We start from the raw sequence: 23,218 nt of genomic DNA, 5'->3' as shown, positions 1-23,218 counted from the left end.
GCCGGATGGCGCTTTGCTTATCCGGCCTACAAATTTGCATTACGCCATCAGGCGCCGTACCTGAGGTCGTAATGCCTTAGTCTGCCTACTCGTTAATCTTCGGATGCTGCATTACCAGCTGCGAGCGTCTCTCCTGCAGCGCGGCAATCTCAGCATCAATGTCTTCAATTTTATGCTCAATGTGGTCGTGATGTTCCTGAAGAATCTCACGCGCTTCCTGAATGTCCGAAGCCGCAGGCGTCGCGCCCTTCAGCGGACGGTTGGCGGTTTCTTTCATCATCACGCCGGTAATCAAACCGATCACCGCGACGACCATCAGATAATACGCCGGCATCATCAGGTTCTGCGACGACTCCACCAGCCATGCCGCCAGCGTTGGCGTCAGACCGGCAACCAGCACGGAGATATTAAAGGCGCTGGCCAGCGCGCTGTAGCGGATGTGGGTCGGGAACATCGCCGGCAGCGAGGACGCCATCACCCCGGTAAAGCAGTTAAGGATCACTGCCAGCACCAGCAGACCGGTGAAAATCAGGCCGATGGAGTTGCTGTTAATCAGCGTAAAGGCCGGAATAGCGAACACCAACAGCGCGATACTGCCCACCACGACGAACGGACGACGGCCAAAACGGTCGCTCAGCAGCCCCATTACCGGCTGCACGAACAGCATACCGATCATAATGGCGATGATAATAAGTACCCCGTGGTCTTCCGAGTAGTGCAGGTTATGCGACAGGTAGCTCGGCATATAGGTCAGCAGCATGTAGTAGGTGACGTTGGTTGAGATAACCAGGCCGATACAGGCCAGCAGGCTGCGCCAGTGTTTGGTGGCAATCTCTTTAAACGACACTTTCGGCCCATCCTGCAGACCCTGACGATCGCCCTGTTCCAGCTTGTCCACGTGCTGCTGAAACGCTGGCGTCTCTTCCAGCGCATGGCGCAGATAGAGGCCAATGATACCCAGTGGCAGCGCGACGAAGAACGGAATACGCCAGCCCCATTCAAGGAAGTTCGCTTCGCCGACCGCCGTGGAGAGCAGAACCACCAGCCCAGCACCCAGCACAAAACCGGCAATCGAGCCAAAGTCCAGCCAGCTGCCCATAAAGCCACGCTTACGGTCTGGGGAATATTCGGCCACGAAGATCGACGCCCCGGTATATTCACCGCCCACGGAGAAGCCCTGTGCCATTTTACACAGCAGCAGCAGCACCGGCGCCCAAATACCTATCGTCTCATACGACGGAATAAGGCCGATACAGAATGTACTGAGGGACATAATAATGATGGTGATTGACAGAATCTTCTGTCGCCCGTATTTATCCCCGAGCATCCCGAAGAATAGACCGCCCAGCGGACGAATCAGGAACGGCACCGAGAACGTCCCCAGCGCAGCAATCATCTGTACGCTAGGATCGGCGTCCGGGAAGAAGACTTTACCCAGCGCGTAGGCCACAAACCCATAAACACCGAAATCAAACCACTCCATCGCATTGCCCAGCGAGGCGGCGGTGATCGCTTTGCGTAGTTTAGCATCATCGATGATGGTGACGTCACGTAACGTGATCGGTTTTACTTTTTTCCTTCTAAGCATGGTTTTCCTCGTTCAATTTCGCCTTGAACGCACACCCAGTGGCGACAAACAATGCGATTGTTTGCGAAGGTGCGTAAAGGGAACCGTGGAGATTCTGGTTCCACTTATCCAAGCGTAGCAGGTTTGCATGTCTGCGTGAGTCTGGCCGTTGCGGACAATCAAACCTGTTGAGCCTGATGGCGAGTCAGTTAAAAATCGGCCCCTCTAAAATGACCGGCTGAGGGGTAATCCTATTTACCCTAACAGCGATTAATAATGTGATCAACTTAACAAAAGAATAGCACTCACATCGATAGGGGTAATATTTCACTGACATTTGAGCAGCCTTCCGCTGTATCAGACCTCGTCTTTTGACGGTTTTTCCACTCATTTTCCTTCCAAGTATTTCACAACAATTTCACAGCAAATATTAAATTAACCATCACTCATATTTTACTTATGGAATATGTGATCCATTTAACTAAAACACCGTTTTATTTTCATTGAATAGGCATTCCACAAAATGCATTATAGCTTCCGAAACAACGTTATACATGCCAGAAAACGCCGCCTTTCCGCCGCGATTCCAGGGATGATAAACGCACGATGATAGCAACATAACTAATTGATAATATTATACTTAACCTCTTCTGCCTTGAAGAAAGGGTACGAAGCGAGGATGCCTCATGAAAATTAAAGCAACAATGGAACGAATCCCCGGCGGGATGATGCTTATCCCGCTATTGTTAGGCGCCGTATTGAATACCTTTGCGCCAAACACCGGCGAATATTTTGGCTCCTTCACCAAAGGCATGATTGGCGGAACGGTACCTATTCTGGCCGTCTGGTTCTTCTGTATTGGGGCATCCATTGACCTGCGCGCGACCGGCACGGTATTACGCAAATCCGGCACCCTGGTTCTGACCAAAATCGCCGTCGCGTGGGTCGTTGCTATGATTGCGGCGATGTTTATTCCAGATACCGGCATTCAGACCGGCTTCTTCGCGGGTCTCTCCGTACTGGCGATCGTTTCCGCGATGGATATGACCAACGGCGGCCTGTATGCCAGCCTGATGAATCAGTACGGCACGAAAGAAGAGTCCGGTGCGTTTGTTCTGATGTCGCTGGAATCCGGCCCGCTGATGACCATGGTTATCCTCGGCTCCGCAGGTCTGGCCTCCTTCGAACCGCATCACTTTATCGGCGCCGTTCTGCCGTTCCTGATCGGCTTCACGCTGGGTAACCTGGACCACGATCTGCGTACCTTCTTCAGCAAAGCGACGCCGGTACTGATTCCGTTCTTCGGCTTCGCGCTGGGTAACACCATCAACCTGAACGTGATTCTCGACACCGGTCTGCTGGGCATTGTTCTGGGCGTTGCGGTTATCGTCATCACCGGTATTCCGCTGATTATTGCCGACCGTGTTATCGGTGGTGGTAATGGTACTGCAGGCGTCGCGGCCTCTTCCGCCGCCGGTGCCGCCGTCGCCAACCCGGTTATCATCGCGCAGATTAACCCTTCGTTCGCTCCGGTGGCCGCCTCCGCTACCGCGCTGGTTGCCGCAAGCGTCATCGTTACCGCGATTCTGGTGCCGATTATTACCGCGCTCTACGCCAAACGTTATGGCGCACCGCAGTCGGCTGAAAATAAAGCCAAAACCGTACCAGAGTCCGCCCATCACTAATCCGTCCCCTCTCCCCCTGGGAGAGGGTTAGGGTGAGGGGAAATCGGTGCACTCCCCCCTCACCCCGGCCCTCTGTCCTGTACAGTCCAAGGGGGAGAGGGGGAAAATCCCCCTTCGTTTTCTGACCATTCGTCAACCCATTCCTCGATACCACCGACAAATGCAGGGTTTTATTGTATAATCAGGGCTATTTTCGGCGATTTGCCGTTTTACAGGTCTTTGCCTTTCGCACTGCACATTTGAGGATATATCCATGTCATTACCCCACTGCCCACAATGCAACTCCGAATACACCTACGAAGACAACGGCATGTTCATCTGCCCGGAGTGTGCGCATGAGTGGAACGACGCTGAGCCGGCGCACGACGCTGACGAGCTGATCGTTAAAGACGCTAACGGCAACCTGCTGGCCGATGGCGACAGCGTGACCGTCGTCAAAGACCTGAAGGTCAAAGGCAGCTCTTCGATGCTGAAAATCGGCACCAAAGTGAAGAACATCCGTCTTGTTGAAGGCGACCACAACATCGATTGCAAAATCGACGGTTTCGGCCCAATGAAGCTGAAATCCGAGTTTGTGAAAAAGAACTGATTGAGTTTGTTGCAGAGTATTGCCGGATGGCGCTTCGCTTATCCGGCCTACAAAATGCACGGCTCGTGGTAGGCCGGATAAGATGCGTAGCATCGCCATCCGGCAATATGCTCCCCGCCCCGCTTCGCCCCCTGAACCGACACGCACTACACTTAATGAGCACTTCTTACCTGAGGTAACGATCATGCCGTTAAGTCCCTATCTCGCCTTTTCCGGCAACTGCGCCGATGCCATTGCCTACTATCAGCAGGCGCTGGGTGCGGAGCTGCGCGCCAAAATCACCTTCGGTGAAATGCCGCCGTCCGCGATGGATGACGAGGGGGGCTGCCCCTCCGGCCAGCAGTTCCCCGACAGCGCCATCGCTCACGCCAGCGTCCACATTGCGGGCAGCGACATCATGATGAGCGACACCGCCGCGCCGGATGACCACGCCTATTCCGGCTTTACGCTGGTGCTCGACACCCAGGACGTCAAAGAGGGTAAGCACTGGTTCGACAACCTTGCCGCCAACGGCAAGGTTGAGATTCCGTGGCAAGAGACCTTCTGGGCGCACGGTTTCGGCCGCGTCATCGACAGATACGGCGTGCCGTGGATGATCAACGTCGTCAAACAGCAGGAACCCACCCTCTGATCCCCGGGAGGCCACGCCTCCCGTTTTGTCACGAAATTCTCGCTAATTCTTCATCGCCAGATCATCTCCCGTTAACCCAAATGTCACACGAGTTCGCCACGATAGGGCCACCTTTTTTGGGGGGTCCCAACATGCAAACGATTATTCGCGTTGAAAAACTCAACAAAACGTTCAACCAGCATCAGGTGCTGCACGCCGTTGACCTGAACGTGCACGCCGGTGAGATGGTGGCTCTGCTTGGCCCGTCCGGCTCCGGCAAATCCACCCTTTTACGTCATCTGAGCGGCCTGATCGTGGGCGATAAAACGCCGGAATGTCGCATTGAGCTGCTGGGGAAAACCGTCCAGCGGGCGGGTCGCCTGGCGCGCGACATCCGCCAGAGCCGCGCTCACACCGGCTACATCTTCCAGCAGTTCAACCTCGTAAACCGCCTGAGCGTGATGGAGAACGTGCTGATTGGCGCGCTCGGCAGCACGCCGTTCTGGCGCACCTGCTTTAGCTGGTTCACCCGCGAACAGAAGCAGCGCGCGTTACAAGCGTTAACGCGCGTAGGCATGGCGCACATGGCGCACCAGCGCGTGTCGACGCTTTCGGGCGGCCAGCAGCAGCGCGTGGCGATTGCCCGTGCGCTGATGCAGCAGGCGAAAGTGATCCTCGCCGACGAACCTATCGCCTCGCTGGACCCGGAATCCGCGCGCATCGTGATGGACACGCTGCGCGACATTAACCAGACCGACGGCATCACCGTAGTGGTGACGCTGCATCAGGTCGACTATGCGCTGCGCTACTGCGAACGCATCGTCGCGCTGCGTCAGGGACACGTGTTCTACGACGGCAGCAGCCAGCAGTTTGATAACGAACGATTTGACCATCTCTACCGCAGCATTAATCGCGTCGAAGAGAACGCGCAGGCTGCTTAACGTCCCCACCATGAGGAATGGAAATGAGTTATAAAGCCGTTGCCGCGCTGGCTTTTACCAGCATGTTTAGCCTCAGCACCCTGTTAACGCCAGTACACGCGGAGGAACAGGAGAAAGCGCTGAACTTCGGCATTATTTCGACGGAATCACAGCAGAACTTAAAACCGCAATGGGAACCGTTCCTGAAGGACATGGAAAAGTCGCTGGGCGTAAAGGTTAACGCCTTCTTCGCACCGGACTACGCGGGGATTATCCAGGGGATGCGCTTTAACAAGGTCGATATCGCCTGGTACGGCAACCTCTCCGCCATGGAAGCGGTGGACCGCGCTAACGGTCAGGTATTCGCTCAGACCGTGGCCGCCGACGGCTCCCCTGGCTACTGGAGCGTGCTGATCGTCAACAAAGACAGCCCAATCAACAACCTCAACGACCTGCTCGCCAAGCGTAAAGAGCTGACCTTCGGCAACGGTGACCCGAACTCTACCTCCGGCTTCCTGGTCCCAGGCTACTACGTCTTCGCCAAAAACAACGCTTCCGCCAGCGACTTCAAGCGCACGGTCAACGCCAGCCATGAAACCAACGCCCTGGCCGTTGCCAACAAGCAGGTGGATGTCGCCACCAACAACACCGAAAACCTCGACAAGCTGAAGGTCTCCGCGCCGGACAAGCTGAAAGAGCTGAAGGTTATCTGGAAGTCACCGCTGATCCCAGGCGACCCAATCGTGTGGCGTAAAAAACTGTCTGAGTCCACCAAGGACAAGGTGTACAGCTTCTTTATGAACTACGGCAAAACGCCGGAAGAGAAGGCGGTGCTGGAACGTCTGGGCTGGGCACCGTTCCGCGCTTCCAGCGACCTGCAACTGCTGCCGATTCGCCAGCTGACGTTGTTTAAAGAGATGCAGGCCGTGAAGGGCAACGGCACGCTGAACGCCGACGAGAAGACCAGTAAGACCGCCGAGATTCAGGCGCGTCTGAGCGACCTTGACCGTACCACGGCGGCGATTGGCGCGATGACGTCAGTGACCAAAGCGGTGCAGTAATGCTTTTCCCCCTCTCCCCTATGGGGAGAGGGAACCAGATGGTAGGCCGGATAAGGCGCTTGCGCTGCCATCCGGCAATAACACACGCACGGAGACCAACCATGCAACACACCATCACCGTTCCCCCGCCCAAGCGCAGTTGGTTTTCGCTTATCAGTTGGGCCATTCTGCTGGCGGTGCTTGTCGTCTCCTGGAAAGGGGCGGAAATGAACCCGGTCACGCTGTTCAAAGACGCGGGCAACATGGCAACCTTCGCCGCCGACTTCTTCCCGCCGGACTTTAGCCTGTGGCAGGACTACCTCAAAGAGATGGCCGTCACCCTGCAAATCGCCGTCTGGGGCACCGCGCTGGCCGTCGTACTCTCCATTCCCTGCGGCCTGATGAGCGCCGAAAACCTGGTACCGTGGTGGGTTTACCAACCGATGCGTCGCCTGATGGACGCCTGCCGTGCCATCAACGAAATGGTTTTCGCCATGCTGTTCGTGGTTGCCGTCGGCTTAGGCCCGTTTGCCGGGGTACTGGCGCTGTTTATTCACACCACCGGCGTGCTCTCCAAGCTGCTGTCCGAAGCGGTCGAAGCGATTGAACCCGGCCCGGTCGAAGGCATTCGCGCCACCGGGGCTAACAAAATCGAAGAGATCCTCTACGGCGTGCTGCCGCAGGTCATGCCGCTGTTAATTTCCTACTCGCTGTATCGCTTCGAGTCCAACGTCCGCTCCGCCACGGTGGTGGGAATGGTGGGCGCAGGCGGCATCGGCGTGACGCTGTGGGAAGCGATTCGCGGTTTCCAGTTCCAGCAAACCTGTGCGCTGATGGTGCTCATAATCCTCACCGTCAGCCTGCTGGATTTCCTTTCTCAGCGTTTGCGTAAGCACTTCATCTGATTAGCGAGGTCTTGTTGGCTATGCACTTGTCTACACATCCGACCAGTTATCCGACGCGTTATCAAGAGATTGCCGCTCGCCTGGAACAGGAGCTGCGCCAGAACTACCGCTGCGGTGACTATCTGCCCGCCGAGCACCAGCTGGCGGCACGCTTTGAAGTCAACCGCCATACGCTGCGTCGCGCCATCGACCAGTTGGTGGAGAAAGGCTGGGTCCAGCGCCGTCAGGGCGTGGGCGTCCTGGTATTGATGCGCCCGTTCGACTACCCGCTCAACGCCCAGGCGCGCTTTAGCCAGAACCTGCTCGACCAAGGCAGCCACCCCACCAGCGAAAAGCTGCTGTCGGTGCTGCGCCCGGCCTCCGGACACATTGCCGAGGCGCTGGGCGTTAGCGAGGGCGACAACGTGATTCACCTGCGCACCCTGCGGCGAGTCAACGGCGTGGCGCTGTGCCTGATAGACCACTACTTTGCCGATCTCAGCCTGTGGTCGACGTTACAAACCTTCAGCAACGGCTCGCTGCACGACTTTCTGCGCGAGCAGACCGGTATTGCGCTGAAGCGTAGTCAGACCCGCATCAGCGCGCGTCGGGCGCAGGCCAAAGAGAGCCAGCGCCTGGAGATCCCCAACATGGCGCCGCTGCTGTGCGTGCGCACCCTGAACCATCGTGAAGGCGATACGCAGGCGATGGAGTACTCCGTCAGCCTGACCCGCGCCGACATGATCGAATTTACTATGGAGCACTGAATGCACGACGAAACCGCTCGCCGCCAGCACTGGATGTCGGTGCTGTCCCACAGCGACCCCGCGCAGCTTGCGGCAAAAATGGTCGCCCTGAATGTCACCGCGGATTACGACACGATCCGTGCGGCAGAAACCGGCCTGGTGCAGCTTCAGGCCCGCATGGGCGGCACCGGCGAACGCTTTTTTACCGGCGACGCCACGCTGACCCGCGCCGCCGTTCGACTGCGCAACGGCACCGTCGGCTACGCCTGGACGCTGGGACGCGACAAGGCACACACCGAGCGCTGCGCGGTGATTGACGCCCTGATGCAGCAGCCAGCCCACTACCAAACCTTACTTGAAACCCTGATTACCCCGCTGGACGCAGACCGCGCGGCGCGCATTGCCGCCCGTCAGGCTGAAATCAACGCCAGCCGGGTCGACTTCTTCACCCTGGTTCGCGGAGATAACGCATGACCCTGGAAACCGCTTTTACCCTTCCCGTGCAGGACGCCCAGCACAGCTTCCGCCGCCTGCTTAAAGCCATGAGCGAACCCGGCACCATTGTCTCGTTGCATCAGCTCAAACACGGCTGGCAGCCGCTCAACGTCGCCACCACCAGCCTGCTGCTGACGTTGGCCGATAACGATACGCCGGTGTGGCTCTCTGACGCGTTGCATAACGATATTGTCAGCCAGAGCCTGCGTTTTCATACCAACGCTCCGCTGGTTGAACAGCCACAGCAGGCGACGTTCGCCGTCTCAAACCACACCATCAGCAGCGAGCAGCTTAACGCCCTGTGCGAAGGCAGCGCCGTCGCGCCAGAAACCAGCGCCACGCTGATTGTTCAGGTATCCAGCCTGAGCGGCGGCCGCATGCTGCGTCTGACCGGCGCGGGCATTGCCGAGGAGCGAATGATTGCTCCCCAACTGCCAAACTGCATTTTGCACGAGCTGACCGAACGCCCGCATCCGTTCCCGCTTGGCGTGGATTTGATCCTCACCTGCGGCGAGCGCCTGCTGGCTATTCCGCGCACCACTCACGTTGAGGTTTGCTGATATGTACGTTGCCGTCAAAGGGGGCGAAAAGGCGATAGCCGCCGCCCATCAGCTTCAGGAAAACCGACGCCGCGGCGATCGTGCACTGCCGGAACTCTCGGTCGCCCAGATTGAACAGCAGCTCAATCTGGCCGTGGATCGGGTGATGACCGAAGGCGGCATCGCCGACCGCGAACTGGCGGCGCTGGCGCTGAAGCAGGCCAGCGGCGATAACGTGGAAGCCATTTTCTTGCTGCGCGCCTACCGCACCACGCTGGCGAAGCTGGCGGTCAGCGAGCCGCTACAAACCGCCGACATGCGTCTGGAGCGCCGCATTTCCGCCGTCTATAAAGACGTGCCCGGCGGTCAGCTTCTCGGCCCAACCTACGATTACACCCACCGTCTGCTGGATTTCACGCTGTTAGCCAACGGCGAGGCTCCGCCCTTGAGCACTACCGACGCCGGACAGACGCCCGCGCCTCACGTCTTTAGCCTGCTGGCGAAACAGGGGCTGGCGAAAACGGAAGAGGATAACGGCGCAGCGCCGGACGACGTTACCCGCACGCCGCCGGTATACCCCTGCTCGCGATCGTCCCGCTTACAGCAGTTGATGCGCGGCGACGAAGGTTACCTGCTCGGTCTGGCCTACTCGACCCAGCGCGGCTACGGGCGCAACCACCCCTTCGCCGCCGAAATCCGCAGCGGCTATGTCGACGTTTCGATCATCCCCGAAGAGCTGGGTTTTGCCGTTAACGTCGGTGAACTGCTGGTAACAGAGTGCGAAATGGTGAACGGCTTCGTTGACCCCGCTGACGAACCGCCGCACTTCACCCGTGGCTACGGTCTGACGTTCGGCATGAGCGAGCGCAAGGCGATGGCGATGGCGCTGGTCGACCGCGCCCTCCAGGCCTCGGCGTACGGCGAAGAGGCGGTTGGCCCGGCGCAGGATGAAGAGTTCGTTCTCGCCCATGCCGATAACGTCGAAGCCGCCGGCTTCGTTTCGCATCTCAAACTCCCCCACTACGTCGATTTCCAGGCCGAGCTGGAACTGTTGAAACGCCTGCAACGGGAGCAGAAAAATGGCTAATCTCAGCGGCTATAACTTCGCTTATCTTGATGAGCAAACGAAACGAATGATCCGTCGCGCGATTCTGAAAGCGGTGGCGATTCCCGGCTATCAGGTGCCGTTCGGCGGCCGGGAAATGCCGATGCCCTACGGCTGGGGCACCGGCGGTATTCAGCTGACTGCCAGCGTCATTGGCGAGACGGACGTGCTAAAGGTGATCGACCAGGGCGCGGATGACACTACTAACGCCGTCTCCATCCGTCATTTCTTTCAACGCGTAACCGGCGTCAACACCACCGAGCGTACGGAAGAGGCAACGCTGATCCAGACGCGTCACCGGATCCCAGAGACGCCGCTGGCTGAAGATCAGATCCTGATCTTCCAGGTGCCGATCCCGGAGCCGCTGCGCTTTATTGAACCGCGCGAGACCGAAACCCGCACCATGCACGCGCTGGAAGAATACGGCGTGATGCAGGTCAAGCTGTATGAAGACATCGCCCGTTTTGGCCATATTGCTACCACCTACGCTTACCCGGTGAAGGTCAATGACCGCTATGTGATGGACCCGTCGCCCATTCCAAAATTCGATAACCCGAAGATGGACATGATGCCCGCCCTACAGCTGTTTGGCGCCGGGCGCGAGAAGCGAATCTACGCCGTACCGCCCTTCACCCGCGTAGAAAGCCTCGATTTTGATGACCATCCGTTTACCGTGCAGCGCTGGGACGAACCGTGCGCCATCTGCGGCTCCACCCACAGTTATCTCGATGAAGTGGTGCTCGATGACAGCGGCAAACGCATGTTTGTCTGCTCCGACACCGACTACTGCCGCCAACAGAGCGAGGCCAAACCCGCATGACGCAACCGTTACTTTCCGTTGATCGCCTGACCCATCTCTATGCGCCGGGCAAAGGCTTCAGCAACGTCTCGTTCGATCTGTGGCCGGGAGAAGTGCTGGGCATCGTCGGTGAATCGGGCTCCGGCAAAACCACGCTGCTGAAATCGATCTCCGCACGCCTGACGCCGCAGGCGGGGGAGATTCGCTATCAGGACCGATCGCTGTACGCGATGAGCGAGGCTGAACGCCGTCGCCTGCTTCGCACCGAGTGGGGCGTGGTGCACCAGCACCCAATGGATGGCCTGCGCCGTCAGGTGTCGGCGGGGGGCAATATTGGTGAACGGCTGATGGCCACCGACGCGCGCCACTACGGCGACATTCGCGCCACCGCCCAGCGCTGGCTGAAGGAGGTAGAGATCCCGGCATCGCGCATTGACGATCTGCCCACCACCTTCTCCGGCGGTATGCAGCAGCGCCTGCAGATTGCCCGTAACCTGGTTACCCACCCGAAGCTGGTGTTTATGGACGAGCCGACCGGCGGGCTGGACGTGTCGGTACAGGCACGTCTGCTCGACCTGTTGCGCGGTCTGGTGGTAGAGCTGAACCTAGCGGTGGTGATTGTCACCCACGACCTGGGCGTCGCGCGCCTGCTCGCCGACCGTCTGCTGGTGATGAAGCAGGGTCAGGTGGTGGAAAGTGGGTTAACGGACCGGGTACTCGACGATCCACATCATCCCTATACCCAGTTGCTGGTGTCGTCGGTGTTGCAGAATTAATTATCGAGCAGCGCATTGCCGGATGGCGGCTGCGCCTTATCCGGCCTACGGGTCCGCATCGCTTGTAGGCCTGATAAGCAAAGCGCCATCAGGCAACAGGCCGTACAAATGTTAAAGAGGCAAAAATGAACGCGATCCGCGTCGAAAACGTCAGTAAAACCTTTGTTTTGCACCAACAGAACGGCGTCCAGTTGCCGGTTCTGCGTAACGCCTCTCTCACGGTGAATACCGGGGAGTGCGTGGTGCTGCACGGCCACTCCGGCAGCGGTAAATCCACTTTACTGCGTTCGCTGTACGCCAACTACCTACCGGACGAAGGCCATATCCATATCAAACACGGTGACGAATGGATCGATCTGGTCAGCGCCCCGGCACGTCAGGTGGTGGAAGTTCGCAAAAACACCGTCGGCTGGGTCAGCCAGTTTCTACGCGTGATCCCACGAATCTCCACGCTGGAAGTGGTCATGCAGCCGCTGCTCAATACCGGCGTAGCACGCGACACCTGCGCCGCGAAAGCCGCCGGGCTGCTGACGCGATTGAACGTCCCCGAGCGCCTGTGGCACCTCGCACCGTCGACTTTTTCCGGCGGCGAGCAGCAGCGCGTCAACATCGCACGCGGCTTTATCGTCGACTACCCGATTCTGCTGCTCGACGAACCCACTGCCTCGCTGGACGCGAAAAACAGCGCAGCGGTGGTTAGCCTGATCAATGAAGCCAAAGCCCGCGGCGCAGCCATTGTGGGCATTTTCCACGACGAAGCCGTCCGCAACCAGGTCGCTGACCGCCTCCATCCAATGGGTACGCCTGCATGATTATCAATAACGTAAAGCTGGTGCTGGAAAACGACGTGGTTCTCGGTTCCCTGGAAGTACATGAGGGTAAAATCCGCGCCTTTGCTGAAAGCCAGAGCCGCCTGCCGGAAGCTCTGGACGGCGAGGGCGGCTGGCTGCTGCCGGGGTTAATTGAGCTGCATACCGATAATCTGGATAAATTCTTCACCCCACGCCCGAAGGTTGACTGGCCCGCACACTCGGCGATGAGCAGCCACGACGCGCTGATGGTCGCCAGCGGAATCACCACCGTACTGGACGCCGTGGCGATCGGCGACGTACGCGATGGCGGCGATCGTCTGGAAAACCTGGAAAAGATGATTAACGCCGTTGAAGAGACACAAAAGCGCGGCCTCAACCGTGCCGAGCATCGCCTGCACCTGCGCTGTGAACTGCCGCATCACACCACGCTGCCGCTGTTTGAAAAACTGGTTGGCCGCGAGCCGGTATCGCTGGTATCCCTGATGGACCACTCGCCCGGTCAACGCCAGTTTGCTAACCGGGAAAAGTACCGGGAATACTACCAATGTAAGTACTCACTTACTAATGAACAGATGCGCCAGTACGAGGAAGAACAGCTGGCGCTCGCCGCCCGCTGGTCGCAGCCCAACCGCAGCGCCATTGCCGGGCTGTGCCGGGAGCGCCGGATTGCGCTGGCCAGCCACGATGACGCGACCCACGCGCACGTCGTGGAATCGCATCAGCTCGGTAGCGTGATCGCCGAATTCCCGACCACGTTTGAAGCCGCCGAGGCCTCGCGTCGCCACGGCATGAACGTCCTGATGGGCGCGCCGAATATTGTGCGCGGCGGTTCGCACTCCGGCAACGTAGCGGCCCACGAACTGGCGCAGTTGGGCCTGCTGGATATCCTCTCCTCCGATTACTACCCGGCAAGCCTGCTGGACGCCGCCTTCCGCGTCGCCGATGACGAGCAGAACAGGTTTACGCTCCCGCAGGCTATCGCGCTGGTGAGTCAGAATCCGGCCCGCGCGCTGAATCTGCACGATCGCGGCATCATTGGCGAAGGCAAACGCGCCGACCTGGTGCTGGCGCACCGCAAAGGCGAACACATTCATATCGACCACGTCTGGCGTCAGGGAAAAAGGGTGTTCTGATGAAAGGTAAACTGATCTGGTTAATGGGCCCATCGGGTTCCGGTAAAGACAGCCTGCTGGAAGTCCTTCGTCAGCAGGCGCATCCTCAGCTACTGGTCGCGCACCGCTATATCACCCGTCCGGCCAACGCGGGCTGCGAGAACCATATTGCGCTTAGCGAAGCGGAGTTTTTTACCCGCGCCGGGCATAACCTGCTGGCGCTGAGTTGGCACGCCAACGGCCTGTATTACGGCGTCGGCGTAGAAATTGACCTCTGGCTGCACGCGGGCTTCGACGTCATCGTCAACGGCTCGCGCGCGCACCTGGCGCAGGCAAAAGCCCGCTATGCCGATGCGCTGCTGCCGGTCTGTTTACAGGTGTCACCCGATATCCTACGCCAGCGCCTGCAGGCGCGTGGCCGGGAGAATGGCGCAGAGATTGCCGCTCGCCTGGAACGCGCCGCCCGCTATGCGCCACCCAACTGCCCTACGCTCAATAATGACGGCAGTTTGCTACAGTCAGTAGAGATTTTACTGACCCTGATGGGGCGCAAGGAGAGGGATCATGTCTGTCTGTGAGCTTCGCTATGCTACCTTTGACGATATTGACGACGTCTACGCGCTGATGTGCGAACTGAAGCAGGCCGAGTACTGTCGCGATGCCTTTGACACCGGTTTTGCCGCCAATCTTCAGAATCATCATTTGCACTACCAGCTGGCCCTGATCGACGATAGCGTCGTCGGCATGGTCAGCTTACATTTGCAGTTCCATCTGCATCACGCCAACTGGGTGGGTGAGATTCAAGAGCTGGTCGTCATGCCGCTGACGCGCGGCTCCGGCGTCGGCAGCCGCCTGCTGGCCTGGGCAGAGCAGACCGCGCGCGATGCGGGTGCGGAGATTTGCGAGCTCTCGACCAGCACTCGTCGCCTTGATGCGCACCGCTTTTATCAGCGCGAAGGCTACGCCCCCAGCCACGTTCGATTCACCAAAGCGTTATGAGGAAGCGGAATGAGTTTAACCCTCACTCTCAGCGGCACCGGCGGTGCGCAGGGCGTCCCGGCCTGGGGCTGTGATTGCGCCGCCTGCGCCCGCGCCAGGCGTGCGCCACAATACCGGCGCCGCGCGTGTAGCGGCGTGGTTCGCTTTAACGACGCGATCACCCTTCTCGACGCGGGTATACACGATCTTTGCGATCGCTGGCCCGCCGGATCGTTCCACCAGTTTTTGCTGACTCACTACCATATGGATCACGTCCAGGGGCTTTTCCCGCTGCGCTGGGGCGTGGGCAAGACGGTGCCGGTTTACGGGCCACCGGACGAGCAGGGCTGCGACGATCTCTTCAAACATCCCGGGCTGCTGGATTTCAGCCATACCGTCGCACCGTTTGTCGTGTTTGATTTACAGGGGTTGCAGGTGACGCCCGTCCCGCTGGAACACTCCAGGCTGACCTTTGGCTACCTCCTGGAAACGCCGCACAGCCGTATCGCCTGGCTCTCCGACACCGCAGGCCTGCCGGAAAAAACGCTGACTTTTTTAAGCAACAACCGCCCGCAGGTCATGGTTATTGACTGCAGCCATGCGCCCTGTGAAACGCCGCCGCGCAACCATAGTGATTTAACCACGGTACTGGCGCTCAACGAACGCCTCCGCTGCCCGCGTATCATTCTCACCCACATCAGCCACCAGTTTGATGAATGGATGATGACGCATCGCCTGCCGCCGGGTATTGAACCCGGCTATGACGGCATGATGATTAACCTCGCCTAGCGGTCATCATCGTCCTCGAGACGTTGCTCTTCATCAGAAAGCTGTTGGCGTTCTCGATCGAGCTGCCGTTGACGATCGTCAAGCTGACGCCGCCGATCGTCCAACTGACGTCGACGATCGTGATACTGCTGACTGCTCTGTGAGGTCGAGCGACGATCGTCCCAGCCGCGATCGTCGCTATCCTCACGATCGCTCGCCGGGTTATAGGCATCGTTAATGGCTTGCTGAATATTGCCAATGGCATCGTCGATGATGTCGGCATGCGCCAACGGGCCGCTCAGCGACAGAGCGCAAAAAAGGGCTGCGGTCAGATAACGTTTCATAGAACCAGTCTCGTCGGGATACTGCCCTCAGACTAGGCTCCAGCGTAGAAACTGTGTAGCGGAGGAATCTCAATTCGAAGGGGAATAATATTCTTTAAGAATTATTCAATCATTAAAATACAGAAAAACTATTATTTATATTATTTCGCACAAATACCTTATTAAAAAAACGATCGCCCTCACATCCGCCTTTACGCAAAAAAAACAAATCGCTTTAGTATAGATCGCCATATCTAAGCATAAATTAATTCATTGGATTAATAATAAAATGGAGATTTATATGGGCAGCAAAAGATTATTTTCTTTCAGCCGAACCTGTCTTGCCATTACTCTGGCCAGCGTATGCAGCCACGGTGCCTATGCGGTTGAATCACCCCAGCCGGCAACATCGTTCACGCAGCAGGTTAATCAGCAGTATGTTAGCGCATTGCCGTTCAGCGACCGTCAGGATTTTGACGATGCGCAGCGCGGATTTATTGCGCCGCTGCTCAATCACGGTGAATTAAAAACGCCAGATGGCAAAACGTACTATCGCGCGGAAGATTACAAATTCGATCTCAACGCCACTGCGCCGGAAACCGTCAACCCGAGCCTCTGGCGTCAGGCGCAGCTCAACGGAATTTCCGGCCTGTTCAAAGTGACCGATCGCATGTATCAGGTACGCGGTCAGGATATCGCTAATATCACGTTTATCGAGGGCGATACCGGCATTATCGTCATCGACCCGCTGGTCACTCCCGCAACGGCCAAAGCCAGCCTCGATCTCTATTTCCAGCACCGCCCACAAAAGCCGATCGTCGCCGTTATCTATACCCACAGCCACACGGACCACTACGGCGGCATTAAGGGAATCGTCTCCGAAGCCGATGTCAAAGCGGGCAAAGTACAAATTATCGCCCCAGCCGGTCTGATGGCTGAAGCCATCAGTGAAAACGTGATGGCCGGCAATATCATGAGCCGCCGCGCGCTGTACTCGTATGGCCTGCTGCTGCCACGCAACGAACAAGGCAATATTGGTAACGGCCTGGGCGTCACGCTGGCGAGCGGTTACCCCACCATCATTGCCCCCACGGTGTCGATTAACAAAACCGGCGAGAAAAGAACGATCGACGGTCTGGAATTCGAATTCCTGATGACGCCAGGCAGCGAAGCGCCAGCGGAAATGCACTTCTATATCCCGGCGCTCAAAGCGCTGTGCACGGCGGAGAACGCGACCCACACGCTGCATAATTTCTATACCCTGCGCGGCGCGAAAACGCGCGATACCGGCAAATGGGCATCCTATCTGAATGAAACGTTGGATAAATGGGGCGGCCAGGCTGAAGTCCTGTTTATGCCGCACACCTGGCCGGTGTGGGGAAACCAGCAAATCAATGACTATATTGGTAAATATCGCGATACCATTAAGTATATTCACGACCAAACGCTGCACCTGGCCAATCAGGGCTACACGCTCAATGAGATCGGCGACAAGGTGAAACTGCCGACGCCGCTGGCCAATAACTGGGCCAGCCGCGGCTACTACGGTTCAGTCAGCCACAACGCCAGGGCGGTGTATAACTACTATCTCGGCTACTACGATGGCAACCCGGCAAACCTTCACCCCTACGGCCAGGTCGAGATGGGCAAACGCTACGTGCAGGCGCTGGGCGGCTCTGCTCATGCCATTAATCTTGCCCGCGACGCCTATCAACAGGGCGACTACCGCTGGGCAGCAGAACTGCTCAAGCAGGTTATTGCCGCCGACCCTGGCGACCAGATTGCCAAAAACCTGCAGGCCAATACCTTTGAACAGCTGGGTTACCAGGCAGAGTCTGCCACCTGGCGCGGCTTCTACCTGACCGGCGCAAAAGAGCTGCGCGAGGGCGTACGCAAGTTTAGCCACGGTACAACCGACTCGCCGGATACCATCAAAGGCATGACGGTCGAAATGTTATTTGACTATATGGCGGTGCGTCTGGATAGCAATAAAGCGGCAGGCAAAGACATTAGCCTGAACTTCAATCTGGGCAACAACGAGAATCTGAATCTGACGCTGAACAACAGCGTGCTCAACTACCGCCATACCCTGCAACCGAAGGCCGACGCCTCGTTTTATATCAGCCGGGACGATCTGCATGCGGTGCTCACGGGCCAGGCCAAAATGGCTGACCTGATTCAGGCGAAAAAAGTCAAAGCCATCGGCAATGCCGAGCAGCTTAACGCCATTTTTGCCTGCCTTGATAAATTTGAGCTGTGGGTCAATATCGTCACGCCAAATTAATAGCAAATAACCGGGTCAGCGGTATGATTACCGCTGACCACGGTTAAATTCACAATTTAAATAGATCTTTTTTTATAATTAAAATTATAAATAAGTTATAGATGCGGTGGCAAAATAAAATCCTTTTTCTCACCCTGCGAAAATAGCCATACTGTCGCTTTACGTTATTTCATATTCACTCCGGATATTGTTCGAAATACACAGGATGTATTTTATTATGCAAATCGTTAAATCCAGGGCCATCCGTTCGCTAATAAAAGGGGCCTGTTTCACGCCGCTCGTGATGCTCGCCGGGTGTTCATTGCCCCCCGCCATTCCGTTTATTGGCGCCTATTACCCCGGCTGGCTTCTGTGCATGATTGTCGGCGTTATTCTCACGCTGCTCTCCCGGCGAATTCTTTTACGTAAGCGTCACGCCATGCCGTTGGCCGGCGTGGTTTATACCGCCCTCTTTGCCCTCTACTCCATGCTGTTCTGGCTGGTCTTTTTCTAATTTATATTGAGATGCGCTAATGGAAAGCACGCAGAAAAACGTTCCTCGTCGTAAAGCCCACGCGCTGGCGCTGGCCCTGCTCGCCCTCGTCGTGATGGTATTCGTTATCTGGCGCATGGAAACGTCGCCTTCCACTAACGATGCCTATGCATCCGCAGACACCATTGACGTGGTGCCCGAAGTCAGTGGCCGTATCGTTGAACTGGCGGTAGCAGATAACCAGCAGGTTAAGCAGGGAGACCTGCTGTTTCGGATAGACCCCCGGCCTTATGAAGCCAGCCTCGCCAAAGCAGAAGCCTCGCTGGCCGCGCTGGATAAACAAATTATGCTGACCCAGCGCAGCGTTGATGCCCAGAAATTTGCGGCCGGCTCCGTTGAAGCCACCGTAGCCAAAGCGCGCGCGGCGGCCAAACAGGCCAGCGATACGCTGAAGCGCACCGAACCGCTGCTGGCCCAGGGATTTGTTTCCGCCGAAGACGTCGACCGCGCCAGAACCGCCCAGCGCGCCAGCGAAGCCGATCTTAACGCCGTGCTGTTGCAAGCGCAGCAGGCCGCTAGCGCGGTGAGCGGCGTTGATGCGCTGGTCGCCCAGCGCGTCGCGGTGCAGGCCGATATTGCGCTGACTAAGCTGCACCTTGAGATGGCGACGGTTCGCGCACCGTTCGACGGCCGCGTGGTCTCGCTGAAAACCGCCATCGGCCAGTTCGCCTCGGCCATGAAGCCGGTCTTCACGCTGATTGATACCCGCCACTGGTATGTGATCGCCAACTTCCGAGAAACCGAGCTGAAAAATATCCGCCCAGGCACCCCCGCCACCGTACATCTGATGAGTGACAGCGGTAAAGCCTTCAGCGGTAAAGTAGACTCCATCGGCTACGGCGTGCTGCCCGACGACGGCGGTATAGTGATGGGCGGACTGCCGCGCGTTGCGCGCTCCATCAACTGGGTACGCGTGGCCCAGCGTTTCCCGGTGAAGATTATGGTCGACAAGCCAGACGCAGAGACGTTCCGCATCGGAGCCTCGGCGGTTGCCACGCTTGAGTCGCCATAATGAACATACTCTCCTACCTGCCGCTACCGTTGGTCAGGCTGCTGGCATTTTTCCGTGAGGAGCTGAGCGAGAAGCGGCCCGGGCGATTCACCCACACCATGCAGCTATGGGCGGGCTGTCTGCTGGTGGTGCTGATCTCCATGACCTTCGAGATCCCTTTTATGGCCATCTCGCTGGCGGTGCTGTTTTACGGCGTACAGTCGAACGCGTTTTACACTAAATTCGTCGCCGTGCTGTTCATCATGGCGACGGTACTGGAAATCGGCAGCCTGTTTCTTATCTACAAATGGTCGTACGGCTATCCGCTGGCACGCATGATTATCGCCAGCGCTATCCTGATCGGCTGCATGTTTATGATGCGCACCCATCGCCTGGGGCTGCTGTTCTTCGCCGTGGCAATCATCGCGGTCTATGGTCAGACGTTTCCCGGCATGCTCGATTACCCGGAAATTGTTGTACGCCTCACCCTCTGGTGCATTGTGGTTGGCCTGTATCCAACGCTGCTGATGGTACTGCTTGGCGTGCTCTGGTTTCCTCTGCGCGCCGGAAAGCAGATGCAGGAAGCGCTGTGTGCCAGGCTCGATGACGCGCTTGGCCATCTGGCAACGCCCGCCGCACCGCTGGCGGAAAAATACGTCGAGCGGGAAGCGCTGGCGCTGCAGAAGCTGAATGTCTTCTGTATGGCCGATGATGCCGACTGGAAGGCGCGCAGCGCCTGGTGGCAGTGCTGCGTCTCCACCGTGACCTTCCTGTATACCACGCTCAACCGCTACTCAGGCACCGCACCGCGTGCGCTCACCGACAGGCTAAGAGATGAAATGCTGTCGCTACGTCAGGCCATTGCCGCCGGTCAGTGCTGGCAGAGCCGCTGGACGCTCAGCGACGATGAGCACGCCATCGCCCGGCAATACGGCCTTGAGAACCTGTGCGAACAGCTACGTCTGCTGGGGCAGATGGATCCTGACACGCCGCCCACGCCCGCCGTGAAGCCACCATCCATGGCCGCAGATGCCTTCACGAATCCTCACTACATCCGCTATGCGCTGAAAACGCTGCTGGCCTGCATGATTTGCTATGTCTTTTACTCCGGCGTCGACTGGGAAGGGATCCACACCTGCATGCTGACCTGCGTGATTGTCGCCAACCCCAGCATCGGATCGTCGTATCAGAAAATGGCGCTACGCTTCGGCGGCGCAGTCTGCGGCGCTGTACTGGCGCTATTGGTCACCATTTTCATCATGCCGTGGCTGGATAACATCGCCGAGCTGCTGTGTCTGCTGGCCCCCATTTTCCTGTTCGGCGCATGGATAGCTACCGGATCGGAACGATCGTCCTATATCGGCACACAGATGATCGTCACCTTTGCGCTGGCGACGGTCGAAAACGTCTTTGGCCCGGCTTACGATCTGACCGAAATACGCGATCGCGCCGTCGGTATTCTGATTGGCACCGCCGTTTCCGCCGTCGTGTATACCTTTGTCTGGCCGGAAAGCGAAGCCCAGGCTCTGCCGAAAAAGCTGGCCGCCGCACTGGGTATGCTTGGCAAAATGCTGCGTCTTCCGCAGCAGGAACCCGCGACCCAGCGCAGCTATTTACAGCTGCGCATCGGCTGCCATGCAGCCTTTAATGCCTGTGAAGAAATGGCCGAACGCGTCGCGCTGGAGCATCAGCTTGACGCCGACGCGCGAAGCGCGCTGCTGGCCAACAGCCGCGCCGTTATCGCCTGCGGTCGCGAGATCCTCTACCGCTGGGAGGGCGCTTCCGCTCCCGAGCCTCGGCTCGCCGAAGCCCTGGAGCACTACGCCGCAAGTCTGGAAAATGGCATCACGGCGTCGGTAGCCCCTTTTGAATATCCCCCTTCACTCGCCGCGCATGCCCAAGGCGTGATGCAGCAGATAGCCCATTTACCCGACTGGACTCACCGGGCGGCCCTTCCGGCCGGAAAACAGGCGCAAGGAACCCCATGACCATGATCCGTTCTCTTTCTCCTTTACTCCTTTGCAGTCTGCTTGCGAGCACGACGGTGCTCTCAGGCTGCGCGCTGATCCGCGAAGATGCCTCGCCGCATCAGCAGCTGGCGCCGGAGCAAATCAAACTGGCCGATGACATCCACCTGGCCAGTAGCGGCTGGCCGCAGGCGCAGTGGTGGCGGCAGTTTAACGACCCACAGCTGGCGGCGCTGATAGACAAAACGCTCTCCGGTTCCCACACCCTTACTGAAGCCAGGCTGCGTGAAGAACAAGCGCAGTCTCAGGCCGAACTGCTGGAGGGCGGCTCGCAGCTGCAAATGGCGGCACTAGGCATGATTAACCGCCAGCGAGCCTCCGCCAACGGCTTTCTTGGCCCCTATGCGCTGGATGCGCCGAAGCTTGGTATGGATGGCCCATACTACACGCAGGCCACCGTTGGCCTGGTCGCCGGGCTGAATCTCGATCTGTGGGGCGAGCACCGTTCGGCCGTCGCAGCGGCCATCGGCGCGCAAAACGCGGCCGTCGCAGAAACTGCCGCCGTCGAACTGTCGCTTTCGGTGGCCGTCGCGCAGCTGTACTACAGCATGCAGGCCAGCTATCAGATGCTCGACCTGCTGGAGCAAACCCGCGATGTGATTGATTACGCGGTACGAGCGCATCAGAGCAAAGTGGCCCAGGGGCTGGAAGCGAAGGTGCCGTATCACGGCGCACGGGCGCAGATGCTGGCCGTCGATAAGCAAATCGCCGCAGCCAAAGGCCAGCTCAAAGAGACGCGCGAATCGCTACGCGCGCTGGTGGGCGCGGGGGCCGATACGCGGTTAGACATCAAGCCAACGGCGCTGCCACAGGTACAGACGGGGATCCCGGCAACGCTCTCCTACCAACTGCTCGCTCGCCGGCCGGATCTTCAGGCCATGCGCTGGTACGTGCAGGCCTCGCTCGATCGGATCGATGCCGCGCGGGCCCTATTCTACCCCAGCTTCGATATCAAAATGTTCTTCGGCCTTGATGCGATTCATATCAACGATCTGTTTAAGGGGACCAGCCGACAAATTAACTTTATCCCCGGCCTGCGCCTGCCGCTGTTTGACGGCGGTCGCCTCAACGCCAACCTGAAAAACACCCGTGCCGCCAGCAACATGATGATAGAACGCTACAACCAGTCGGTACTGAATGCGGTGCGCGATGTCGCCATTAACGGTACCCGTCTGCAAACGCTCAACGACGAGCGGATGATGCAGGCCGAACGGGTAGATGCCACCCGCTATACCCAGAGCGCCGCCGAAGCCGCTTTTGGCCGCGGTCTCGGCAGCCGCCTGCAGGCAACCGAAGCGCGTCTGCCGGTGCTTGCCGAGCAGATGTCACTGCTGATAATCGATACCCAACGCGTGATTCAGAGCATCCAGCTGATCAAATCGCTGGGCGGCGGCTATCAGGCCGCCCCCGGCGAGTAGGCCTGATAAGCCTAGCGCCATCAGGTAGCTGGCGCAGGTTGCCGGGTGGCGGCTTCGCCTTATCCGCCCTACAGGTCTCAGGCCCGTCAGGCAGTCCCCGCCGCGTGATTACCGTCACGCGGCTTTTCCCTTCGACACGTCAAATATGACGACAGCCTGTTTTTCGTCAGGGTTTTGCCCAGAAATCACCCGTATTATCAGGGAATGCCCACAATAAA

Annotated in this window: 24 protein-coding genes; 22 read left to right on the top strand and 2 right to left on the bottom strand. The window is 58.2% G+C overall.

Annotated features, from left to right (window positions below; genetic code table 11):
• Positions 1 to 85: 85 nt before the first annotated feature.
• Complete coding sequence (proP, locus tag V6942_RS18920) at positions 86 to 1,588, bottom strand: glycine betaine/L-proline transporter ProP (RefSeq protein ID WP_333501659.1); 1,503 nt, start codon at positions 1,586 to 1,588, stop codon at positions 86 to 88.
• 665 nt (positions 1,589 to 2,253) lie between these two features.
• On the opposite strand from proP, the gene kdgT reads away from it, so the two are divergent.
• From kdgT to phnP, 17 genes are all read left to right on the top strand, one after another.
• Positions 2,254 to 3,252, top strand: a complete 999-nt coding sequence (gene kdgT / locus V6942_RS18915) for a 2-keto-3-deoxygluconate transporter (protein ID WP_106928462.1) — start codon at positions 2,254 to 2,256, stop codon at positions 3,250 to 3,252.
• Between the two features lie 253 nt (positions 3,253 to 3,505).
• Positions 3,506 to 3,841 carry a zinc ribbon domain-containing protein YjdM gene (locus V6942_RS18910; RefSeq protein WP_106928464.1) on the top strand — a complete coding sequence of 112 codons (336 nt, stop codon included), beginning with the start codon at positions 3,506 to 3,508 and terminating at the stop codon, positions 3,839 to 3,841.
• A 184-nt stretch (positions 3,842 to 4,025) separates the two neighbouring features.
• Positions 4,026 to 4,472 carry a VOC family metalloprotein YjdN gene (gene yjdN / locus V6942_RS18905; protein WP_106928466.1) on the top strand — a complete coding sequence of 149 codons (447 nt, stop codon included), beginning with the start codon at positions 4,026 to 4,028 and terminating at the stop codon, positions 4,470 to 4,472.
• A gap of 131 nt (positions 4,473 to 4,603) precedes the next feature.
• On the top strand, positions 4,604 to 5,392 hold the full coding sequence (gene phnC, locus V6942_RS18900; protein ID WP_182966454.1) for a phosphonate ABC transporter ATP-binding protein: 789 nt from the start codon (positions 4,604 to 4,606) through the stop codon (positions 5,390 to 5,392).
• Positions 5,393 to 5,415: 23 nt separating this feature from the next.
• Positions 5,416 to 6,432 carry a phosphonate ABC transporter substrate-binding protein gene (phnD, locus tag V6942_RS18895; RefSeq protein WP_333501658.1) on the top strand — a complete coding sequence of 339 codons (1,017 nt, stop codon included), beginning with the start codon at positions 5,416 to 5,418 and terminating at the stop codon, positions 6,430 to 6,432.
• A 101-nt stretch (positions 6,433 to 6,533) separates the two neighbouring features.
• A complete protein-coding gene (gene phnE / locus V6942_RS18890; protein ID WP_106928472.1) occupies positions 6,534 to 7,316 on the top strand; it encodes a phosphonate ABC transporter, permease protein PhnE in 783 nt (260 codons plus the stop codon).
• A gap of 20 nt (positions 7,317 to 7,336) precedes the next feature.
• Positions 7,337 to 8,062: a phosphonate metabolism transcriptional regulator PhnF gene (gene phnF, locus V6942_RS18885; RefSeq protein ID WP_106928474.1), complete on the top strand. Its 726-nt coding sequence runs from the start codon at positions 7,337 to 7,339 to the stop codon at positions 8,060 to 8,062.
• Positions 8,063 to 8,515, top strand: coding sequence for a phosphonate C-P lyase system protein PhnG (gene phnG, locus V6942_RS18880; RefSeq protein WP_106928476.1), 453 nt, complete (start codon positions 8,063 to 8,065; stop codon positions 8,513 to 8,515). It abuts the gene before it with no gap.
• Positions 8,512 to 9,096, top strand: a complete 585-nt coding sequence (gene phnH / locus V6942_RS18875; RefSeq protein WP_106928478.1) for a phosphonate C-P lyase system protein PhnH — start codon at positions 8,512 to 8,514, stop codon at positions 9,094 to 9,096. The genes phnG and phnH overlap by 4 nt, the downstream gene beginning before the upstream one ends.
• 1 nt (position 9,097) lies before the next feature.
• A complete protein-coding gene (locus tag V6942_RS18870) occupies positions 9,098 to 10,162 on the top strand; it encodes a carbon-phosphorus lyase complex subunit PhnI (protein ID WP_106928480.1) in 1,065 nt (354 codons plus the stop codon).
• A complete protein-coding gene (gene phnJ / locus V6942_RS18865; protein ID WP_106928482.1) occupies positions 10,155 to 11,000 on the top strand; it encodes an alpha-D-ribose 1-methylphosphonate 5-phosphate C-P-lyase PhnJ in 846 nt (281 codons plus the stop codon). Before V6942_RS18870 ends, phnJ begins: the two co-directional genes overlap by 8 nt.
• Positions 10,997 to 11,755, top strand: coding sequence for a phosphonate C-P lyase system protein PhnK (gene phnK / locus V6942_RS18860; protein WP_333501657.1), 759 nt, complete (start codon positions 10,997 to 10,999; stop codon positions 11,753 to 11,755). The genes phnJ and phnK overlap by 4 nt, the downstream gene beginning before the upstream one ends.
• 125 nt (positions 11,756 to 11,880) lie before the next feature.
• A complete protein-coding gene (gene phnL / locus V6942_RS18855; RefSeq protein ID WP_182966467.1) occupies positions 11,881 to 12,567 on the top strand; it encodes a phosphonate C-P lyase system protein PhnL in 687 nt (228 codons plus the stop codon).
• The gene (gene phnM / locus V6942_RS18850; RefSeq protein ID WP_333501656.1) at positions 12,564 to 13,700 is read left to right on the top strand and encodes an alpha-D-ribose 1-methylphosphonate 5-triphosphate diphosphatase; all 1,137 of its coding nucleotides are present in this window, start codon (positions 12,564 to 12,566) and stop codon (positions 13,698 to 13,700) included. Before phnL ends, phnM begins: the two co-directional genes overlap by 4 nt.
• Positions 13,700 to 14,257 (top strand): ribose 1,5-bisphosphokinase, encoded by a 558-nt coding sequence (phnN, locus tag V6942_RS18845; RefSeq protein ID WP_106928490.1) that lies wholly within the window; start codon positions 13,700 to 13,702, stop codon positions 14,255 to 14,257. Before phnM ends, phnN begins: the two co-directional genes overlap by 1 nt.
• The gene (gene phnO, locus V6942_RS18840) at positions 14,244 to 14,678 is read left to right on the top strand and encodes an aminoalkylphosphonate N-acetyltransferase (protein ID WP_106928492.1); all 435 of its coding nucleotides are present in this window, start codon (positions 14,244 to 14,246) and stop codon (positions 14,676 to 14,678) included. The genes phnN and phnO overlap by 14 nt, the downstream gene beginning before the upstream one ends.
• Positions 14,679 to 14,687: 9 nt before the next feature.
• Entirely contained in the window at positions 14,688 to 15,446 is a 759-nt protein-coding gene (gene phnP, locus V6942_RS18835) for a phosphonate metabolism protein PhnP (RefSeq protein WP_182966473.1), read from the top strand.
• Here the strand turns inward: phnP and yjdP are convergent.
• Positions 15,443 to 15,769 carry a DDRRRQL repeat protein YjdP gene (gene yjdP, locus V6942_RS18830; RefSeq protein WP_106928496.1) on the bottom strand — a complete coding sequence of 109 codons (327 nt, stop codon included), beginning with the start codon at positions 15,767 to 15,769 and terminating at the stop codon, positions 15,443 to 15,445. The two genes, phnP and yjdP, sit on opposite strands and share 4 nt — an antisense overlap.
• A 280-nt stretch (positions 15,770 to 16,049) precedes the next feature.
• Between yjdP and V6942_RS18825 the strand changes: the two genes are divergently transcribed.
• The 5 genes from V6942_RS18825 to V6942_RS18805 all read left to right on the top strand — a co-directional run bounded on the left by V6942_RS18825 (position 16,050) and on the right by V6942_RS18805 (position 23,000).
• Positions 16,050 to 18,032: an alkyl/aryl-sulfatase gene (locus V6942_RS18825; protein ID WP_182966475.1), complete on the top strand. Its 1,983-nt coding sequence runs from the start codon at positions 16,050 to 16,052 to the stop codon at positions 18,030 to 18,032.
• 217 nt (positions 18,033 to 18,249) lie between these two features.
• Positions 18,250 to 18,525 carry a YtcA family lipoprotein gene (locus V6942_RS18820; RefSeq protein WP_182966477.1) on the top strand — a complete coding sequence of 92 codons (276 nt, stop codon included), beginning with the start codon at positions 18,250 to 18,252 and terminating at the stop codon, positions 18,523 to 18,525.
• Between the two features lie 19 nt (positions 18,526 to 18,544).
• A complete protein-coding gene (mdtN, locus tag V6942_RS18815; protein ID WP_106928500.1) occupies positions 18,545 to 19,576 on the top strand; it encodes a multidrug transporter subunit MdtN in 1,032 nt (343 codons plus the stop codon).
• Positions 19,576 to 21,543, top strand: a complete 1,968-nt coding sequence (gene mdtO, locus V6942_RS18810) for a multidrug efflux transporter permease subunit MdtO (protein ID WP_106928502.1) — start codon at positions 19,576 to 19,578, stop codon at positions 21,541 to 21,543. Before mdtN ends, mdtO begins: the two co-directional genes overlap by 1 nt.
• Before the next feature lie 2 nt (positions 21,544 to 21,545).
• A complete protein-coding gene (locus V6942_RS18805) occupies positions 21,546 to 23,000 on the top strand; it encodes an MdtP family multidrug efflux transporter outer membrane subunit (RefSeq protein WP_333501664.1) in 1,455 nt (484 codons plus the stop codon).
• The last annotated feature ends 218 nt before the right edge of the window (positions 23,001 to 23,218 follow it).

It is taken from the genome of Kluyvera genomosp. 2, assembly GCF_036759865.1.
Taxonomy (GTDB): domain Bacteria; phylum Pseudomonadota; class Gammaproteobacteria; order Enterobacterales; family Enterobacteriaceae; genus Kluyvera; species Kluyvera ascorbata_B.
The sequence above is the reverse complement of the archived record's forward strand: the minus strand, read 5'-3'. Positions and strand labels throughout refer to the sequence as shown.

What these genes read in the sequence shown, in the direction of transcription:
- proP (WP_333501659.1), bottom strand. Translation starts at nt 1,588, where the DNA reads ATGCTTAGAAGGAAAAAAGTAAAACCGATCACGTTACGTGACGTCACC.
- kdgT (WP_106928462.1), top strand. Translation starts at nt 2,254, where the DNA reads ATGAAAATTAAAGCAACAATGGAACGAATCCCCGGCGGGATGATGCTT.
- V6942_RS18910 (WP_106928464.1), top strand. Translation starts at nt 3,506, where the DNA reads ATGTCATTACCCCACTGCCCACAATGCAACTCCGAATACACCTACGAA.
- yjdN (WP_106928466.1), top strand. Translation starts at nt 4,026, where the DNA reads ATGCCGTTAAGTCCCTATCTCGCCTTTTCCGGCAACTGCGCCGATGCC.
- phnC (WP_182966454.1), top strand. Translation starts at nt 4,604, where the DNA reads ATGCAAACGATTATTCGCGTTGAAAAACTCAACAAAACGTTCAACCAG.
- phnD (WP_333501658.1), top strand. Translation starts at nt 5,416, where the DNA reads ATGAGTTATAAAGCCGTTGCCGCGCTGGCTTTTACCAGCATGTTTAGC.
- phnE (WP_106928472.1), top strand. Translation starts at nt 6,534, where the DNA reads ATGCAACACACCATCACCGTTCCCCCGCCCAAGCGCAGTTGGTTTTCG.
- phnF (WP_106928474.1), top strand. Translation starts at nt 7,337, where the DNA reads ATGCACTTGTCTACACATCCGACCAGTTATCCGACGCGTTATCAAGAG.
- phnG (WP_106928476.1), top strand. Translation starts at nt 8,063, where the DNA reads ATGCACGACGAAACCGCTCGCCGCCAGCACTGGATGTCGGTGCTGTCC.
- phnH (WP_106928478.1), top strand. Translation starts at nt 8,512, where the DNA reads ATGACCCTGGAAACCGCTTTTACCCTTCCCGTGCAGGACGCCCAGCAC.
- V6942_RS18870 (WP_106928480.1), top strand. Translation starts at nt 9,098, where the DNA reads ATGTACGTTGCCGTCAAAGGGGGCGAAAAGGCGATAGCCGCCGCCCAT.
- phnJ (WP_106928482.1), top strand. Translation starts at nt 10,155, where the DNA reads ATGGCTAATCTCAGCGGCTATAACTTCGCTTATCTTGATGAGCAAACG.
- phnK (WP_333501657.1), top strand. Translation starts at nt 10,997, where the DNA reads ATGACGCAACCGTTACTTTCCGTTGATCGCCTGACCCATCTCTATGCG.
- phnL (WP_182966467.1), top strand. Translation starts at nt 11,881, where the DNA reads ATGAACGCGATCCGCGTCGAAAACGTCAGTAAAACCTTTGTTTTGCAC.
- phnM (WP_333501656.1), top strand. Translation starts at nt 12,564, where the DNA reads ATGATTATCAATAACGTAAAGCTGGTGCTGGAAAACGACGTGGTTCTC.
- phnN (WP_106928490.1), top strand. Translation starts at nt 13,700, where the DNA reads ATGAAAGGTAAACTGATCTGGTTAATGGGCCCATCGGGTTCCGGTAAA.
- phnO (WP_106928492.1), top strand. Translation starts at nt 14,244, where the DNA reads ATGTCTGTCTGTGAGCTTCGCTATGCTACCTTTGACGATATTGACGAC.
- phnP (WP_182966473.1), top strand. Translation starts at nt 14,688, where the DNA reads ATGAGTTTAACCCTCACTCTCAGCGGCACCGGCGGTGCGCAGGGCGTC.
- yjdP (WP_106928496.1), bottom strand. Translation starts at nt 15,769, where the DNA reads ATGAAACGTTATCTGACCGCAGCCCTTTTTTGCGCTCTGTCGCTGAGC.
- V6942_RS18825 (WP_182966475.1), top strand. Translation starts at nt 16,050, where the DNA reads ATGGGCAGCAAAAGATTATTTTCTTTCAGCCGAACCTGTCTTGCCATT.
- V6942_RS18820 (WP_182966477.1), top strand. Translation starts at nt 18,250, where the DNA reads ATGCAAATCGTTAAATCCAGGGCCATCCGTTCGCTAATAAAAGGGGCC.
- mdtN (WP_106928500.1), top strand. Translation starts at nt 18,545, where the DNA reads ATGGAAAGCACGCAGAAAAACGTTCCTCGTCGTAAAGCCCACGCGCTG.
- mdtO (WP_106928502.1), top strand. Translation starts at nt 19,576, where the DNA reads ATGAACATACTCTCCTACCTGCCGCTACCGTTGGTCAGGCTGCTGGCA.
- V6942_RS18805 (WP_333501664.1), top strand. Translation starts at nt 21,546, where the DNA reads ATGATCCGTTCTCTTTCTCCTTTACTCCTTTGCAGTCTGCTTGCGAGC.